Raw genomic sequence first — 15,981 nt, 5'->3', positions numbered from 1 at the left:
CATCGGCAACGAACCCCGGGACACTCAAGATGCGCCTCGACGATTTCGATCCCAACATCAATGTGGAGGATCAGCGCGGCCAGGGCGGCGGATTCGGGTTCGGCGGCGGTGGCGGGGGCGGCGGGATGCTGTTCGGCCTGTTGCCCCTGGTGTTCAGCCGTTTCGGTTGCGGCGGCGTGGCCGTGCTGCTGATCGCCTTCGCGCTGTTCGGCGGCTTGGGTTCGCTGACCGGAGGCGGTGGCGGCCTGGTGTCCACCCCAACCGAACGGGTCGGCAACGGTCCGGTCGCCGGCAGCGATACGACTTCGAGCTGCAACCTCAATCCGGCGAGCAAGGCAGCGTGCAACGCCTTCAGTTCGGCCGACAAGACCTGGGCGGCCTTGTTCAGCAAGGCCGGCGAGCGCTTCGCCCAGCCCAAGCTCGTTTTCTATGGCGGCCAGGGCCAGTCGGGCTGCGGCGCGGCGCAGAGCGCGATGGGCCCCTTCTACTGCCCGAGCGACCAGGGCATCTATCTCGACACCAGCTTCTTCGACGAGCTCGGCACCCGTTTCGGCGCCAAGGGCGATTTCGCGCAGGATTATGTGATCGCGCATGAATTCGGCCACCACATCCAGAATCTGCTCGGCACCTCGGACCAGGTCCAGCAGCAGATGGCGCGGTCGAGCCGCACCGAGGGCAATGCGCTGTCGGTCAGGCTCGAACTGCAGGCGGACTGTTTTGCCGGCGTCTGGGCCGCGCAGAATCGCGACCGGATGGAGCCGGGCGACCTGGAGGAAGGCATGACCGCCGCCCAGGCGATCGGCGACGACACGCTGCAGAAAGAGGCGCAGGGCCGCGTGGTGCCCGACAGCTTCACCCATGGCAGCTCGGCGCAGCGCAAGGCCTGGCTGCGGCGCGGGCTCGACAGCGGCGATCCGAACCAGTGCGATACGTTCAGCGGGGCGATCTAGTCTGCTCGACTCCTCGTCACCCAGGACTTGTTCCGGGGTCCATCGTGCCGCGTACCAAACGCTTCGGCTCCTGCGGCCCGATGGATGCCGGAACAAGTCCGGCATGACGAAACTCTAGCGGCTGCCAGCAACCTCATAGGGTAGATCGGCACCCAGCCCCAGTTGCGCAAGCGGCCCGTCAATCGCCCGGCCGGGCGTTCCCACCTCGCGCTGCCACGGCGCAAAGGGCAGCACCAGGCTCTCCAGCCGTTCGACCAGATCGAACAGGCTATCGTCGTCGAGCCGGTATCCCGGCGCCTGATCCATATGGAGGCGGATCCGCTTGCCGAGGGATTCCTTGCGCACGCAGCTCTCGCCGGAGAAACGGCGCAGGCAGACGGCATAGCCACCACGGATCCAGCTTTCCCACTCGACCGCGGCGCAGCGCGCGGCCGTTTCGGGATCGAGATGCTGGTCCGGGAAGGCATCGGGAAAGGCGATCAGGGCAAGCGGCTCTTCGGCGAGCGCCCGGACGAATGCCTTGATGAAATGCACCCGATTCTGTGCCGCCGCCTCGTCGACCGACAGGCCCTGCTTCAGGCTCAACATCGCCCGGCGACCCCACCACAGGGCAGCCGGAGCATACCACAGCCCGCCGGGCGGCGGCGGCTCGGTCGCGCCAAGCGCGCTCCACCAGGCGCCTTCATGCTCGGCATAGATCGCCCCCGGCATCGCGCCGGCTTCGATCAGGCGCACGCCGAGATCTGGCTCCGCACCAAGCTGTCGACAGAAGAGTTCGGGCGTCAGGAACCAGCGCTGGACATAGGCAAGATGTGTCATGCGCCGGCCATAGCGCCGGATCGCCGAAAGATGCTTCGGCAAGGGCCGAACGATGCCGACGCAACAGACCCCTCCCCCCTTGCGGGGAGAGGGGCCAGGGAAATCTCAGGCTCAATAGGTGCCCGAGAAACTCCGGTTGAGGATGTGCGGCCCCTTGTCGCTATCCTCGTCGCGATTCTCGCCGAAGAACGCGCTGCGTTCCTCGTCGCGCCAATGCGCTTTCGCATCCTCCGCTGTCTTGCGAATCTTCACCTTATCGTCGACCGAGTCGATCCAGCGCGAGGGGATCGAATGATGCCGGCCGCCGGCATCGGCGTCGCTCTTGGTCAGGATGACGCGGTCGCCGCGCACCTTGTCGACGGTGCCGACATGCTCGCCGTCCGAGCCGAGCACCTCCATGTGCTCGGTGACCTTCGACAGCGCACTGCGCTGAGTCTGTCGCTCGCTGCGCCAGCTGCCGAACTCCTTCTCGAACTTCGACCGGTTTTCGCGGCGATATTCGTCATAGTCGCGGTCGAGCGCGTCGATCTGCGAGCGGCGCCAGCTATGATAATCGTCGTCGCGCGCATAGGGGCTGTCCCAGCGGCCGCTGCCGCCCCGGTGCTCGTCATAGCGCGAGTCCATCTCGCGGCGGCGCTCGGCCTCTTCGTCGCCGAACCAGGAGCGGACCTCGTCCCCGGCGCGGCTGAAGAAGTCGCGGTCCTGATAGTCATAGCCTCCGGGCCGGCCGCGATCACGATGGCCATACAGGTCGGCCCGGCCATAGTCCGACCGTCCATCGTCGCGGTCGCCGGTCTCGGTGAAGCGGTGCCCGTCCGAACCATAGCTGCCACGATACGCGCCCTGGAACCCTGCATCGCGACGGCGCTGGCCAAGATTGCGCTGCTCGCGCCGGCCGTAAGCCGAGTTGCCATAGTCGCGGGGACCATAATCACGCTGGCCAAAGTCGCGCTGACCATAGTCCCGGCCGCGGCCACGAGCGAACTCGCCCGCCGCCTGATATTCGCGGGCGCTCGAATAGGTGTAGTCCTGCCCCGCCCCATAGTCGCGGGTGTAATCGGCCTCTCCGCTATCCGAATAATCGGCCTGCGGGTTGGTGTTTCGGAGATAGCGTCCATTGTCCATGACGGCGTCCTTCCTTCGATTCTGCGGGTGCCGGCAGACGCCTCTCCCGCGTCCGCTCGACCATCCAAGAAAGGAACGAAAGCCGTGTTTGTTCCGATAGTTACGCGGGCGTAGCGATATCTCGCCGCGTCGTTCGCGCGGTTCGACGCAGAGAAAGTTGGGAGGCTGTGGGCGATGCGGTTGCATCGCCCGAAAAGGCTCGCTAAACGCGCGCTTCCGGCCCGGAATATGGGCGCGGAGCGGGTGCGGGGCTGTAGCTCAGATGGGAGAGCGCTGCAATCGCACTGCAGAGGTCAGGGGTTCGATTCCCCTCAGCTCCACCAGCGCCCGCAATGCCCGGACCGCCGCGCCCCTTCACTGCATTCAGAGCATCGCCGACAGTATCGATCGCGGCGTCTCGAACGCTCGTTGCGAATCGTTCGCATCATTGTTGAGAATCATTCGCAAATAGGCCATGATAGGCCAATTGGACCGGTCTCCCGGGCCGGCCACTTTCCGCAAAGGCGTTGCAATGATCGATCGCATGACATCCGCCCCCATCCCGCCTGCCTCCGGGCGCGTGAAGCAACCCGGCCGGATCGAGACGGCGCTGATCCGCTGGCTGATGCGCCCGGCCACCATCACATCTGTTCAGCCGCTATCGGCACAGTTCCGGCTGATCGACCTCGAAGGGGAAGCGCTGAAACAGGTCGCCTGGACCCCGGGCCAGAAGATCCAGGTGATGCTCGGCGGCCTGCTCACCGCGCGAACCTATACGCCGACCATGTGGGACGTGGAACGCGGTCGCACCCGGATCCTCGCCTGGTCGCACGGAGACGGCCCGGGTAGCGACTGGGCGACGGGGCTGATCGGAGGCGAGAAATGCCAGTTCTTCGGTCCGCGCCGGTCGCTCGATGTGGATGGCGACACCGGGCCGATCGTCCTGTTCGGCGACGAGACGTCGTTCGGCCTTGGGCTCGCCCTGGCCGGGGCGCGAGGACCGGTGGCTGCGCACCTGCTGTTCGAAGTCTCGAGCATCGCCGAATGCGACCCGGTATTGCGGGAGATCGGCCTGAGCCCGGCCATGCTGGTCGAGCGCACCGATACCGAGGCGCATCTGGACGAGATCGAGCGCCGCCTAATCGACCTTGCGCAAGGCGCTTGCACCTTCGTCCTGACCGGCCGGGCGGCAGCGATCCAGCGGCTGATCCGGCTGTTGCGGGGCGCCGGCGTCGCACCGGCGCGCCTGCGTTCAAAGGCCTATTGGGCACCCGGCAAGACCGGCCTGGATTGAGGAGCGAGGGCGATCAGTCCCCGGCCGCCATCTCGCCCATCGTCACATAATCGAGCTTGCCGGTGCCGAGCACCGGCAGCGCCTCGACCACGCGGATATCGCGCGGCAGCGCCAGTTCAGCCACGCCGTTCGCCTTGCCCCAGGCGAGCAGGTCGGCCGGCTTGGCATCCGCGCGGGTGGTGAACAGCACGAGCTGCTCGCCCTTTTTCGGGTCCGGCCGCGTGACGACGGCATATTCGGCACCAGGCCAGGTCGCCGCGGCATAGCCCTCGACCGCCGGCAGCGAGATCATCTCGCCGCCGATCTTGGCGAAACGCTTGGCGCGGCCGCGGATCGTGACGAAGCCGCCCTCATCGATGGTGACGATATCGCCGGTATCGTGCCAGCCGCCCGCCGGGGGCTGGAGCTGGCCGGGCGCATCGACCTTGAGATAGCCCGCCATGATGTTCGGCCCGCGGATCGACAGCCGGCCGCCTTCCTGGATGCCCGGCACCTCCTCAAGCGCCGCCTCGATCCCGGGCAGCAGCCGCCCGACACTGCCCGAGCGGAAATACATCGGCGTGTTGACTGCGATCACCGGCCCCGCCTCGGTCGCACCATAGCCCTCCAGGATGCGCAGACCGAATTTGTCGGCATAGGCACGCCGCGTCTCGTCCCGCACGCGCTCGGCCCCGGCGAAGATGTAGCGCAGCGAATAGAAGTCGTAGCTGTGCGCCATCCGCACATAGCCGGCGAGGAAAGTATCCGTGCCGAACAGGATCGTCGCATTGGCATCATAAGCCAACGCCGGCACGATCCGATAGTGCAGCGGGCTCGGATAGAGCAGGGTCTTGATGCCGCTCAGGATCGGCAGCAGCGTGCCGCCAGTCAGACCGAAACTATGGAACACCGGCAGCGCATTCAGTACCAGGTCGCTCTGATTGAAATCGATCCGCGCCGAAAGCTGCAGGCAATTGGCGAGCAGGTTGCGGTGAGTCAGCACCACGCCCTTGGGCAGCCCCTCCGATCCGCTGGTGAACAGGATCACCGCGCCGCTGTCGGGCGAGACGCCGCGACGGCGATGCAGCCGCCCCGCAAAGCGCGTGGCGAGCAGCGCGCGCAGCTTCGCGCCCGCGCCGATCCCTGCGGCGATATCCTCGAGATAGCGGATCGTGATGCCTTCCGCCGCCAGCCCCTCGGCCACCGCCTCGAGCTTGGCCTGCGCGATGAAGGCGCGGGCCGTGACGATGGTGCGGATCTCCGCCGCCACGCACGCCGCCTTCAGATTGGCGAGACCAGCCGTATAGTTGAGCATCGCCGGCACCCGCCCGATCGCCTGGAGCGCGAAGAAGCTCGCGACCACGCTCGATACATTGGGCAGCAGCACGCCGACCGCCTCGCCCTGCTTCGTGCCGGGCTCGAACGCGCGGCCCAGCGCCAGACTGCCGGTGATCAGCCGCTTGTAGGTCAAGGGATCGCGCTTGATATCCTCGACCACTGCGGTCTTGCCGCCGTGAATGTCCTTCGCGTCGAGCAGTGCCTGGAACAGCGTCCGGTCGATGTCCGAGGTGGCGAAGATCATGTCGCTCATCACGTCGTACAGCTGGCGTCCCGCGATGGCGCGGCGGGCGCGGGCGCTCATCTGGCCCTCGATCACGAAGCGGCGCGGCGGCAGGATGGTCAGGCTGATCTGCGGGAAGGTCCGCTGGCGCACCTTGCCCTTGAGATAGGAGAAGGGCGTGAACTGCGCCCCGTCGATGCGTACCGGCACGATCGGCGCGTCGGCCTTGTCGGCGACCATACCGGGACCGTCGAAGATCTTCATCAGCGCGCCCGTCACGGTGATGCGCCCTTCCGGAAAGATCACCAGCGTATTGCCGCCGCGCACGGCCTTGACCATCGACTTGGCCGACATCGGATTGGTCGGATCGACCGGGAAGGCGCGAAACAGCTTGAGCGCGGGCTGGATCCACCACAGGGTGACGACCTTGCTGTTCACCGCGAACACTGGCTTGCCGGGCAGGAACACCGCGAGCAGCAACCCGTCCAGCCAGGACACGTGATTGACCACCACCACCGCGCGGTCGCCCGGCTGCGGCATGTTCTCGGCACCGTGCACCTCGATGCGGTAGATCAGCTTGAGAATGGCGCGCAGGGTCGCCTTGATCACCGTCTCCGGCAACAGCCAACAGGAGATGAGCGCGATCGCCATGGTGGAGAAGCCGAGCGCGCCGATCACCCCGGGGATGCTCGCCCCCTGCGCCTGGATGAACAGGACGACCGCGACCACCGCGACCATGATCGCCGCGTTGACGATATTGTTGGCGGCGATGATGCGCGAGCGCTCCTCGGGCGCGGTCGCCGTCTGCAGAATCGCGTACAGCGGCACGACGAACATGCCGCCGGCGGCGGAGATGCCGACCAGATCGACCAGCACGCGCCAATTGCCCGGGTTCTTCGCGAACTCCCAGGAGGTCACCGGCGTGCCGGGGATCGGATAATGGCGGGTCGCCAGCCACAGGTCGATCATGAAGGCGGCCATCGCCAGCGCCGATGCGGGCACGTATTTCGCCGACACCACGCCCTTGAGCAGCCGGTTGACCATGGTCGAGCCGAGCGCGATCGAGACCGAGAAGATGATCAGGAACAGCGTCACCACGCCCTGTGTGCCGCCCAGTGCGCCGGAGACCAGCGGCAGGAAGTTGGTGACGAGGATCGCCCCGACCGCGAAGAACCAGCTGATCCCGAGGATGCACAGCCATACGCCCTCGCCGGCATGCGCCGATTTCAGGATCTGCCAGGTGCTGCGGAACGGGTTGCGATCGATCGTCAGATTGGGCGCCGCCGGCGGCGCGGGCGGGATCGCCCAGCTTGCCGCGAAGCCCAGACCCGCGAGCGCGGTCGCCGCCAGCCCGCACTCCCAGGCCGGCAGGATGCCCGTCACCGCGAGCAACTGCCCGCCCAGGATGGCGAGGAAAGTGCCACCCTCGATCAGACCGGTGCCGCCGACGATCTCGTTGTTGTGCAGGTGCTGGGGCAGGATCGAATATTTGACCGGCCCGAAAAAGGTCGAATGCATGCCCATCATGAACAGGGCAGCCATCAAGGCCGGCACCGACTGGAACCAGAAGCCGATCAGCCCCAGCCCCATGATAAGCACCTCCGCACCCTTGATGATGCGGACCAGCCGGGCCTTGTCCCAGGCATCGGCGATCTGCCCGGCCATCGCCGAGAAGAGGAAATAGGGCAGGATGAACAGGCCCGTCGCGATGTTGCCGAGCAAGGCGACATGGTTCGGATCCTGCGGAAACAGGGTATAGGTCGCGAGGCTTAGCATCGCGAATTTCAGGACATTGTCGTTGAACGCCCCCAGGAACTGGACGACGAACATCGGCGCAAAGCGCCGTTTCGCGAGCAGCGAGAAATCGGGTGCCGACATTGTTCACTTGCCTCCCAGCAGACCGCGCGATCATGGCCGACCGACGCGCCTTCACCAAGGCGTGTCTGCACCGATCCGGTAATCACCCGTCCGAAACCCGGCGACTCGCCGGGCATTGATCAAATGCGCCTAAATTGAGCGCTGTTCAATAAATATATTAGACACTGTTCAATTTTAACCCTATTTCACCCATATGGGACGCAGATCGGATCATTCGCGCGAACAGCTTGAGGAATTGATACTCGCCGAAGGCCATGAGCTGATGGCGGAGGCCGGCTATGCCCGCTTCTCCGCCCGCGAGGTGGCGAAGCGGATCGGCTATTCGATCGGCACGATCTACAATGTGTTCGGCAGCCTCGACGCGCTGCTGCTGGCGATCAACAGCCGCACGTTCGTGCTCTGGGCAGCATGGCTGCGCGAGAAGCTGGCGGTGGCGGGCGACGACCGGATCGCCGCGCTGGTTGCAGGCTATTTCGACTTTGCCGAGCGCAATCCCAATCTGTGGATGGCGATCTACGACCACCGCCAGCCGCCCGGCACCGAGATGCCCGAGGATTACCGCCGGCTGCGCAGCGGCCTGACCGGGATCGTCGAAACCGAGATCGCGCTGGTGCTGCCCGAGGATCGGCGCGGCGAGGCCCCTGCCCTGGCCCGATCGCTGGTGGCGCTGGTCCATGGGCATTGCGAATTCGCGTTGAACGGCACCTTCGCCCTGCTCGGCGAGGAACAGCCCCAGGCCGCGGCGCTCGCGCGGGTACGGGAAGCGCTGGCTGCAGCCAGGACGGCTACTGGCACTCCCCCACCCCGTTCGTGCTGAGCCTGTCGAAGCACTGCACTTTCTTCTCGACCGCCGAAAAGAAGAACAGTCCTTCGACAAGCTCAGGGCGAACGGAAAAGGGGGAAGCTCCCGCCTATTTCCCTTCGATCGTTGCCTTCGCCGCCTCGAGCCGCGCGGCATAGGCCTCGAGCACCTTGGCCGTCCGCCCGGCATAGACATTGGCGTCATCGAAGCGCCGCTCCTCGATCGCCTCGCGCACGCCGGGCAGGGTCTTCGCGCCATAGCCGGTGAAACGGCCCGGCGCGTAGATCAGGTGCTTGTACCAGGGCCGCCCCGGCAAGCCGCGCTCGTCGAGCAGCAGCTGGTCGATGTCGCGAAGCTGCCCGTTGAGCTTCACTCGTCGTGCCTGGTCGAGCTTCGCGCCCTTGTCGGCATAGGCGCTGTCATAGGCGGCAGCCGCAGCCTTCAAATGATCGACCGCGTCTTCCAGCGCCGCCAGCTCGATATGCGGCGTCTTCGCCTCCGCCCCCACCGGAGCCACCGGTTTGGTCGGATCGCTCGCCAGGAGGAAGGCCTTCTCGGTCAGCAGCTTCTCGCGCTTGCGGTCCTCGGCGCGGCGGTCCTCGGCGAGCTTCTTCACCTCGGTCAGATAGGTCGAGATGGTGTCCGCGAAATCGCCGAAGCGCTGCGGCGGCGTATCGGAATCGGCCACGCGCAACACCAGCCGCCCGACCGTCTTGGACAGCGCAGCGCCATATTTCAGGCCGGGATCGTCGAAGGTCGTGAAGTGGTGATAGCTGTCATAGACCGAGTGATAGACGCCACCGCTCTCCTCCTCGCCGCCATAGCCGATATTGAGCGCCGGCAGCCCGAGATGCTGCAGATAGGCCGAATAGTCCGATCCCGACCCCAGCGCGCCGATCGGCAGGTCCCCGCCCTTCTCCGCCGCCGCCAGCGCGGCTTCGCTGACCTGGCCGATCTTGTCATAGGCGCGCACCCGCACCCCGGCCCGCGCGCGCTCCGCGACGCTGACACCGGTCTGCGGATCGGTCACGTCGGCCGCAACCGAACTGACCAGATGCTGGAAATCATGGCTGCCCTCGGCACCCAGGAAGCCGCGTCCATTGCCGTCAGTGTTGATGTAGAGCACCGCCTTGGCCTTCAACTCGGCGGCATGCGTCTCGGCCCATTCGGTCGATCCGAGCAGCATCGGCTCCTCCGCGTCCCAGCTGGCATAGACGATCGTCCGTTTCGGCCGCCAGCCCTGCTTCCACAGCCCGCCCAGCGCCTTCGCCTCGGACAGCATCGCGACATTGCCGGAGAGCGGATCGGACGCGCCGAACACCCAGCCGTCATGATGGTTGCCGCGCACCACCCATTGATCGGGATATTCCGATCCCTTGAGCGTCGCGATCACGTCATAGACGGTCTTGAGCGACCATTCGGATTTGACCGCGAGGTGTACCTGCACCTTGCCGTCGCCGCCGGTGTGATAGGCGATCGGCAGGCCACCCTGCGCACCGCCGGCCACCAGCGGCCCACCCAGGCGCGACAGCAGCTTGCTCGCATCGCCATAGGACATGGGCAGGACCGGGATCTTCAGGATCGTCACCGCGTCCTTGCGGTCGATCCGCTTTGCGTCGGCCGTGGCGCCGACACCGGGGGTCAACGGATCGCCCGGATAGACCGTCATGTCCGCGACCGAGCCGCGCTGCACGCCGAAATCCGGCCGCGCCCCACCCTTGGGGTAGACGTCGCCGTCGCCATAGCCGTCCTGCTGCGGATCGGAATAGATGATGCAGCCGATCGCGCCATGCTCCTGCGCCAGCTTGGGCTTCAGGCCGCGCCAGCCGGCGCCGTAGCGCGCAATGACGATCTTGCCCTTCACGTCGATGCCGCGCCGCTCCAGCGCCTTGTAGTCGTCGGGCAGGCCGTAATTCACATAGACCAGGTCGCCGGTGACATCGCCGTCGCCCTGGAACGCGACATAGGGCGGCAAGGCGCCGGCAAGGTTGGCCGAGGTGTCGTCGCCCGGCACCGCGGGCTCCTGGCCGCCGAGCACGATCTTCTCGGGCGCAACCATCTCGACGGTGGTGGAGATCGGGGTCGGATAGAGCACCTGAAAGGTCTCGATCTTCGCGTCCCAGCCCCATTCCTTGAACTTCGCCAGGATGAACTCCGCATTGGCCTTGTCGTGCGGAGAGCCGACATGGTTGGGCGCCGAGGACATGGTCTTCAACCAGTCCATCTGGTCCTGCGAACTCACCCCCGCATCGAACGCCGCCTCGTTCGCCTTCTGGTCCCCCGGCGCCGCGAAGCCCGCCTGCGCCAGTACCAGGGCGCACGCGCCCGCCATCAGAAATCCGAGCTTCGCCATGTTGAGAATCCCCTGCGACCTGTGTGGATGCAACATGCGCCACTCCCGGGCCGCAGCGCAATCGGGGGCGACGGGCCGTTCGATGCTTTTTGGAGCCCCTGCCGATGCGCGCCGTGGAATGACAATCCCGGCCCATCAGCCTACACCCGCCCGATGCCCGACGCGCCGCAAGCCATCCCCGCCGCCACGCTCGTTCTGTTCCGCGAGGGGCCGGGTGCGCCCGAACTGCTGATGGTCGAGCGCTCCAAAGCGATGGTGTTCGCCGGTGGCGCCCTGGTGTTCCCGGGCGGGCGGATCGATCCGGGCGACCATGCGCTCGCGCTGACCTTCCCCGGGGAACCGGAGGATATGGCCGCCCGCATCGCCGCGATCCGTGAGACGATCGAGGAGGTCGGCGTCCCGATCGGGCTGCATCCTGTACCGGATAGCCAGACCCTCTTCGCCCTGCGCGCCGCGCTGCACGCCGGGACCTCGTTCGGCGAGGCGCTAAAGCATGCCGGGCTCACGCTCGATCCCGCGCTCGTCCCGTTCGCGCGCTGGCTGCCGGCGCATGCGCATATGCGGATTTTCGACACCCGCTTCTATCTGGCACGCATGCCGGAGGGCGTGTCCGAACCGGTGGTCGACGATACCGAGAATGTCCGCGCCTTCTGGTCGACGGCGCAGAATGTACTCGACGATGCCGATGCGGGCCGGGTGCGGATCATCTTCCCCACGCGCCGCAACCTCGAACGGCTCGCCCGCTTCGCCAGCTTCGACGACGCGGCGGCTGACGCCGCGCGCTATCCGATCCGCCCGGTCACGCCCTGGACCGACGATATCGACGGCGTGCTGCACCTGCGTATCCCCGACGATCTCGGCTACCCCGTCACCTTCGAGCCGATCACCAGCGCCCTGAGAGGTTGAGGAGGCCGATGCATACGGTACGGCGGCTGGTCGGCGGCATGACGATCGCCGCGATCGTGCTCGCGATCGGCCTGTTGCTGTTCGCCGCCGTGCGCGGCCGACCGCAGGATCTGCCCTGGACTCCGCTCGACCTGGGCCAGCCGATCGGCATGATGACCGGGCGCAAGCTCGCCGGGCTGACCCATGATTTCCCCAGATGCCGCGCCCTGCTCGACAAGGCAGGGGTGCGCTACGAGGTGCTGGCCCCGGTGAAATACGGCACCTGCAGCTATGCCGATGGCGTTCGCTTCACACCCGGCGGATCGCGCCGTACGCCCTATTCGCCCGCCGATCTCGGCACGTCCTGTCCGGTCGCGGCGGCCTTGTCGGCCTGGGAATGGAATGTGGTGCAACGCGCCGCGCGCCGCCTGCTCGGCAGCCCGGTCGTCTCGATCGAGCATTTCGGCAGCTATAATTGCCGCCGCATCGACCGCAGCAACAACTGGAGCGAGCACGCCACCGCCGACGCGATCGACATCGCGGGCTTCCGCCTGGCGAGCGGCAAGCGCATCACCGTCGCGGCGAACTGGAAGGGCAACGGCCCGGAAGCGACCTTCCTGCATGAGGTGCGCAACGGCGCCTGCAGGCTGTTCTCGACGACCCTTTCGCCGGAATACAATGCGGCGCACCGGGATCACCTGCATCTTGACCAGGCCGAGCGAGGGGAGTTCGGATGGAGAGCGTGCCGGTAAAATAAGCCCCTCCTCTGAAAGGGAGGGGCTTTAAGGCGGTCTCAATGCGGCAGGGCGGCTGCCTCGACCTTCTCCACCCATTTCGGGAAGAAGGCCGGCTGGCGGTTCGACCAGCCCGAGGCGGTTGCGGCCGCTTCGCTGATCGACTGCAGTAATTTGCGCCGCAGATCGGGATGCAGATGGGGCAGCGCCGCCGCCGAGCAGAAGGCCGCCGGCAGCCAGGGCCGCACCTCGGCGCCGATCAGCCGCTCATAAAGGAAGCGATAGGCCGAAAAGGTGGTGAGCCGCCCCTGCCCCAGATCGAACGCCGTCACCGTCATCAGCGGCGCGAGGAACGGCTCGACCGAATCCAGGCCGCTATCGTCGGGGATCATCGCGCGAATGTCGGGAAGGCGAGCGTAGAGGCGAGCCTGGGCGCGGATGCTGGCGGCTTCCACGACATCGCGCGACCAGCGGCTCATCGCGTCGTCGCGGTCCAGGCCGATGTCGAGCGAGCGCCGGATATAGCGCTGTGTCGAGGAACTGAACCCAGCAAATTCCTTCATTTCGGCCAGCGTCATCGCGCCATTCGCCGGTTTCATCTTGGCACCCATGTCGTCACCCCACCCCGCAATCGTGGAACCGGTGCCGATGATGCGCCAGGATGGTTAACAGGGTCCTTAACGCGCCGTCGTCCGGCGTTAAGCATCGAATCATAGTTCCTGCTGCGATGCAACAAAGGTTGCGACGAACGGTGTGCCGCACAGTGAAAAGTGTCGGCAAGTGCGGTAGTTGCGCAACATATAACGACGCCACCCCTCCCCGCGGGTGCGGGAAGGGGTGACGGAAGCCCTGTATTATTCCTGAGAAGGATCGGCGGTGTCAGCCCGCCTTTTCCTCCTTCAGCCGCGCCTCTTCCTCGGCGTCATAGCCGGAGGACGCCGGCGGCTCGTGATTGTGCACCGGCTGAGTCGAGGAGGGCGGGTCGGACGCATCCATCGATTCGTCCAGCGCGGCATCGAGTCGCGCTTCCTTGCTTTCGGGGTTGCGCTCGAGCCGGGCGGCGATCGAGGCATCCTGCCCCGCCTCCTGGCGCGGATGATGGATCGCCTCATTCTCTTCGGGGTCGCCCGGCGCCACATCCTGGCTGTCGGGTGTCTTCTGATCGATTATCTTCCGGTCCTCGGTCATCGCCACTCTCCTGGGCTGTTACGAGGGGAGAACGAGCGACTCAGCGGAAGCGTTCCTGCGCGTGAGACTTGATGATGCCGGAATCGGCTCAGCAATCGATCCGGCGCACCGAAACGCGCTGCTCGTTCATCGTCGTGCGGCCGAACACGGTCATGAAGGCGATATCGGTCGCATCGCGCCCTACCGCCACCCGGGCAAGGTCGCCGCACGATGCCATGCCGGTCGCATCGACCAGATGCCACGCGCCCGCCAGCCACAGCTCCGCCACGGCATGGAAATCGGGCGGATCGACGCCGGGCGCATAGGCCGACACGCACCGCGCCGGAATGCCGCCCGCCCGGGCCAACGATACGAGCAGATGCGCATAGTCGCGGCACACACCGCGACGATCGGCAAAGGTCATCAGGGCAGTCGTCGCCCCACTGCTGGTACCCGAGGCGTAAGTGATGTTTTCGCGCACCCAGTCGCTCATCGCTGCGGCGAGCATGCCGCCTTCGAGTCCCGCGAACTGCTGCTCGACAAAGCCCTCGAACTTGTCGGATTCGCAATAACGGCTGGGCAGCAGATAGGCGATTGTCTCGGCCGGCAGCATTCGTGCCGGCGTCGGCGCCAGCGACGCCAGGTCGGCCACTGCCCGCTCGATCGCCACCACTGCCTGATATTCGACGCGGAAATTGCCTTCGCCGCGCGCCCAGGTCCGCTGTCCGATCCCTTCCTCGCCCGCCACGGCGCGCAGCGGCTCGCTGCAATAGACACGCATGTCCTGCTGTTCGAGCCGCTGATCCGCCATCGCCGCGGCCTCGACGAGCAGCAGCACGTCGGCGGCGTCTTCGATCCAGTAGTCGAGCATCACGTCGATCGCGAGGCGCATCGGGTTTTCCCAAGGTCAGGGGGCTGTACCCCGCCGCCTCCGCGGGGGTCCAAGGAATGAAAAAGGCCCGGCAGGTTTCCCCGCCGGGCCTCTCGCTTGAGCGTTTAAACCGCGTCCTAGTTCCGGTTGCCGAACAGGCGCAGGATGAACAGGAACATGTTGATGAAGTCGAGGTACAGGTTCAGCGCCGACATGATCACGACATGCTGCTCCGCACCGGTGCCTGCGACCTGAGCGTACATGCTCTTGGTGCGCTGCGTGTCATAGGCGGTGAGGCCTGCGAACACCAACACGCCGACGACGCTGATCACCAGCGAGAGCACGCTCGACTGGAAGAACAGGTTGAGCAGGCTCGCCACGACGATGCCGACCACGCCCATGATCAGGAACGTGCCGAACGCCGACAGGTCCTTCTTCGTGGTATAGCCATAGAGGCTGAGACCGCCGAACGCCGCCGCCGTCGCGAAGAAGGCCTGTGCGATCGAGGTGCCGGTGTAAGCGAGGAAGATGGTCGAGAGCGACAGGCCCATCGCCACCGCAAAGCCCCAGAACATCGCCTGCAGCGCGCCGGACGACATCCGCGCGCCGCCGAAGCTCATGCCGAACACGAAGCCGAGCGGGGCGAAGGTGATGATCCACTTCAGGATGCCCGGGCCGCCGAATATCTGAGCGGCCATGCCGCTGGCGGCGAAGCCCATCGCGACGATACCCGTCAGCAGGATACCCGAGAACATGTAATTATAGACCGACAGCATGTAGCGGCGCAGACCCGCGTCAAACGCCTCGGTGCGTGCGCCCGCTGCCGTCGCGAACGATGTCGCGCCAGATTGGGGGTCGGACCAGTTAGCCATTTCGAATAAGCTCCTTTGACCCGGCATCATACCGGATAGCGGGAATATCGCCCTTATCAGGGGGGTTTTCAAGATAATCCGGCAAGGGCTCACTACAGGCCAGCAACACTTTATTACAATTGCCCAGCTTGCGGATGACAATGCCGGTAAGCGCGGTAAAATCAGCATCATGCACCGCCTGTTCGTCGCCTTGCGCCCGCCGCCCGCGGTTCGCGCCGCCCTGGCCGCGACGATGGACGGCGTGCCCCAGGCGCGCTGGCAGGACGATGACCAGCTTCACTTGACCGTCCGCTATATCGGCGAGGTCGATGGGCGCATGGCGGAGGATGTCGTGCTCGCGCTGGGCCAGGTCCATGCACCGCCGATCGAGATCGCGCTGTCGGGCGTCGGCGCGTTCGACAAGAAGGGCCGGATCGATGCGCTCTGGGCCGGCATCGCCCCGCACGACGCCCTCGCGGCGCTCCACCGCAAGGTCGATCACGCGCTGGTCCGGCTCGGCCTGGCGCCCGAGGGCCGCGCTTATCTGCCCCACATTACCCTCGCCAGGATCAGCCGCGGCGCCGGCTTCGGCCCCGAGGTCGAGCGCTGGCAGGCGGCGCATGCCGGCCTCGCCAGCCCGCCCTTCACGATCGAGCATATGACCCTGTTCGAAAGCCATCTCGGCGGCGAGGCCGCGCGATACGAGGTGGTGGAGCGCTGGCGGCTCGCTTAG

Annotated in this window: 15 protein-coding genes and 1 tRNA gene; 7 read left to right on the top strand and 9 right to left on the bottom strand. The window is 66.2% G+C overall.

Features of this window, described 5'->3' with window-relative positions; all coding sequences use genetic code 11:
- The first annotated feature begins 29 nt into the window (after positions 1-29).
- Positions 30-950 carry a KPN_02809 family neutral zinc metallopeptidase gene (gene ypfJ / locus AC1RT8_RS09630; RefSeq protein ID WP_493075386.1) on the top strand — a complete coding sequence of 307 codons (921 nt, stop codon included), beginning with the start codon at positions 30-32 and terminating at the stop codon, positions 948-950.
- A 114-nt stretch (positions 951-1,064) separates the two neighbouring features.
- Here ypfJ and AC1RT8_RS09625 read toward each other — a convergent pair whose 3' ends face one another.
- Both AC1RT8_RS09625 and AC1RT8_RS09620 read right to left on the bottom strand, forming a co-directional pair.
- The gene (locus tag AC1RT8_RS09625) at positions 1,065-1,769 is read right to left on the bottom strand and encodes a DUF6058 family natural product biosynthesis protein (RefSeq protein WP_493075385.1); all 705 of its coding nucleotides are present in this window, start codon (positions 1,767-1,769) and stop codon (positions 1,065-1,067) included.
- A gap of 111 nt (positions 1,770-1,880) precedes the next feature.
- Positions 1,881-2,894, bottom strand: a complete 1,014-nt coding sequence (locus tag AC1RT8_RS09620) for a DUF2171 domain-containing protein (RefSeq protein ID WP_493075384.1) — start codon at positions 2,892-2,894, stop codon at positions 1,881-1,883.
- A 247-nt stretch (positions 2,895-3,141) separates the two neighbouring features.
- Between AC1RT8_RS09620 and AC1RT8_RS09615 the strand changes: the two genes are divergently transcribed.
- Both AC1RT8_RS09615 and AC1RT8_RS09610 read left to right on the top strand, forming a co-directional pair.
- Positions 3,142-3,217: transfer RNA gene (locus AC1RT8_RS09615), tRNA-Ala, on the top strand.
- Between the two features lie 236 nt (positions 3,218-3,453).
- Positions 3,454-4,167, top strand: coding sequence for a siderophore-interacting protein (locus tag AC1RT8_RS09610; RefSeq protein ID WP_493075383.1), 714 nt, complete (start codon positions 3,454-3,456; stop codon positions 4,165-4,167).
- A gap of 13 nt (positions 4,168-4,180) precedes the next feature.
- On the opposite strand, the gene AC1RT8_RS09605 is transcribed toward AC1RT8_RS09610, so the two are convergent.
- Entirely contained in the window at positions 4,181-7,585 is a 3,405-nt protein-coding gene (locus AC1RT8_RS09605; RefSeq protein WP_493075382.1) for an acyl-[ACP]--phospholipid O-acyltransferase, read from the bottom strand.
- A gap of 193 nt (positions 7,586-7,778) precedes the next feature.
- Between AC1RT8_RS09605 and AC1RT8_RS09600 the strand changes: the two genes are divergently transcribed.
- Complete coding sequence (locus tag AC1RT8_RS09600; protein ID WP_493075381.1) at positions 7,779-8,402, top strand: TetR/AcrR family transcriptional regulator; 624 nt, start codon at positions 7,779-7,781, stop codon at positions 8,400-8,402.
- Between the two features lie 94 nt (positions 8,403-8,496).
- Here AC1RT8_RS09600 and AC1RT8_RS09595 read toward each other — a convergent pair whose 3' ends face one another.
- Positions 8,497-10,740: a transferrin receptor-like dimerization domain-containing protein gene (locus AC1RT8_RS09595; RefSeq protein WP_493075380.1), complete on the bottom strand. Its 2,244-nt coding sequence runs from the start codon at positions 10,738-10,740 to the stop codon at positions 8,497-8,499.
- 153 nt (positions 10,741-10,893) lie between these two features.
- Here AC1RT8_RS09595 and AC1RT8_RS09590 point away from each other — a divergent pair, with 153 nt between their 5' ends.
- Positions 10,894-11,646, top strand: coding sequence for an NUDIX hydrolase (locus tag AC1RT8_RS09590; protein WP_493075379.1), 753 nt, complete (start codon positions 10,894-10,896; stop codon positions 11,644-11,646).
- 8 nt (positions 11,647-11,654) lie between these two features.
- Positions 11,655-12,377, top strand: coding sequence for an extensin-like domain-containing protein (locus AC1RT8_RS09585; protein ID WP_493075378.1), 723 nt, complete (start codon positions 11,655-11,657; stop codon positions 12,375-12,377).
- 41 nt (positions 12,378-12,418) lie between these two features.
- On the opposite strand, the gene AC1RT8_RS09580 is transcribed toward AC1RT8_RS09585, so the two are convergent.
- The 5 genes from AC1RT8_RS09580 to AC1RT8_RS09560 all read right to left on the bottom strand — a co-directional run bounded on the left by AC1RT8_RS09580 (position 12,419) and on the right by AC1RT8_RS09560 (position 15,444).
- Positions 12,419-12,970 carry a hypothetical protein gene (locus AC1RT8_RS09580; RefSeq protein ID WP_493075377.1) on the bottom strand — a complete coding sequence of 184 codons (552 nt, stop codon included), beginning with the start codon at positions 12,968-12,970 and terminating at the stop codon, positions 12,419-12,421.
- Between the two features lie 268 nt (positions 12,971-13,238).
- Positions 13,239-13,547 (bottom strand): hypothetical protein, encoded by a 309-nt coding sequence (locus AC1RT8_RS09575; protein WP_493075375.1) that lies wholly within the window; start codon positions 13,545-13,547, stop codon positions 13,239-13,241.
- Positions 13,548-13,635: 88 nt separating this feature from the next.
- Entirely contained in the window at positions 13,636-14,418 is a 783-nt protein-coding gene (locus AC1RT8_RS09570) for a transglutaminase-like domain-containing protein (protein WP_493075374.1), read from the bottom strand.
- A gap of 116 nt (positions 14,419-14,534) precedes the next feature.
- Complete coding sequence (locus AC1RT8_RS09565) at positions 14,535-15,269, bottom strand: Bax inhibitor-1/YccA family protein (RefSeq protein WP_493075373.1); 735 nt, start codon at positions 15,267-15,269, stop codon at positions 14,535-14,537.
- Positions 15,262-15,444, bottom strand: coding sequence for a hypothetical protein (locus AC1RT8_RS09560; RefSeq protein ID WP_493075372.1), 183 nt, complete (start codon positions 15,442-15,444; stop codon positions 15,262-15,264). The genes AC1RT8_RS09565 and AC1RT8_RS09560 overlap by 8 nt, the downstream gene beginning before the upstream one ends.
- Here AC1RT8_RS09560 and thpR point away from each other — a divergent pair.
- Positions 15,439-15,981 carry an RNA 2',3'-cyclic phosphodiesterase gene (gene thpR / locus AC1RT8_RS09555; protein ID WP_493075371.1) on the top strand — a complete coding sequence of 181 codons (543 nt, stop codon included), beginning with the start codon at positions 15,439-15,441 and terminating at the stop codon, positions 15,979-15,981. The two genes, AC1RT8_RS09560 and thpR, sit on opposite strands and share 6 nt — an antisense overlap.

Source organism: Sphingomonas sp. GW821-FHT10F11, assembly GCF_058809095.1.
The sequence above is the reverse complement of the archived record's forward strand: the minus strand, read 5'-3'. Positions and strand labels throughout refer to the sequence as shown.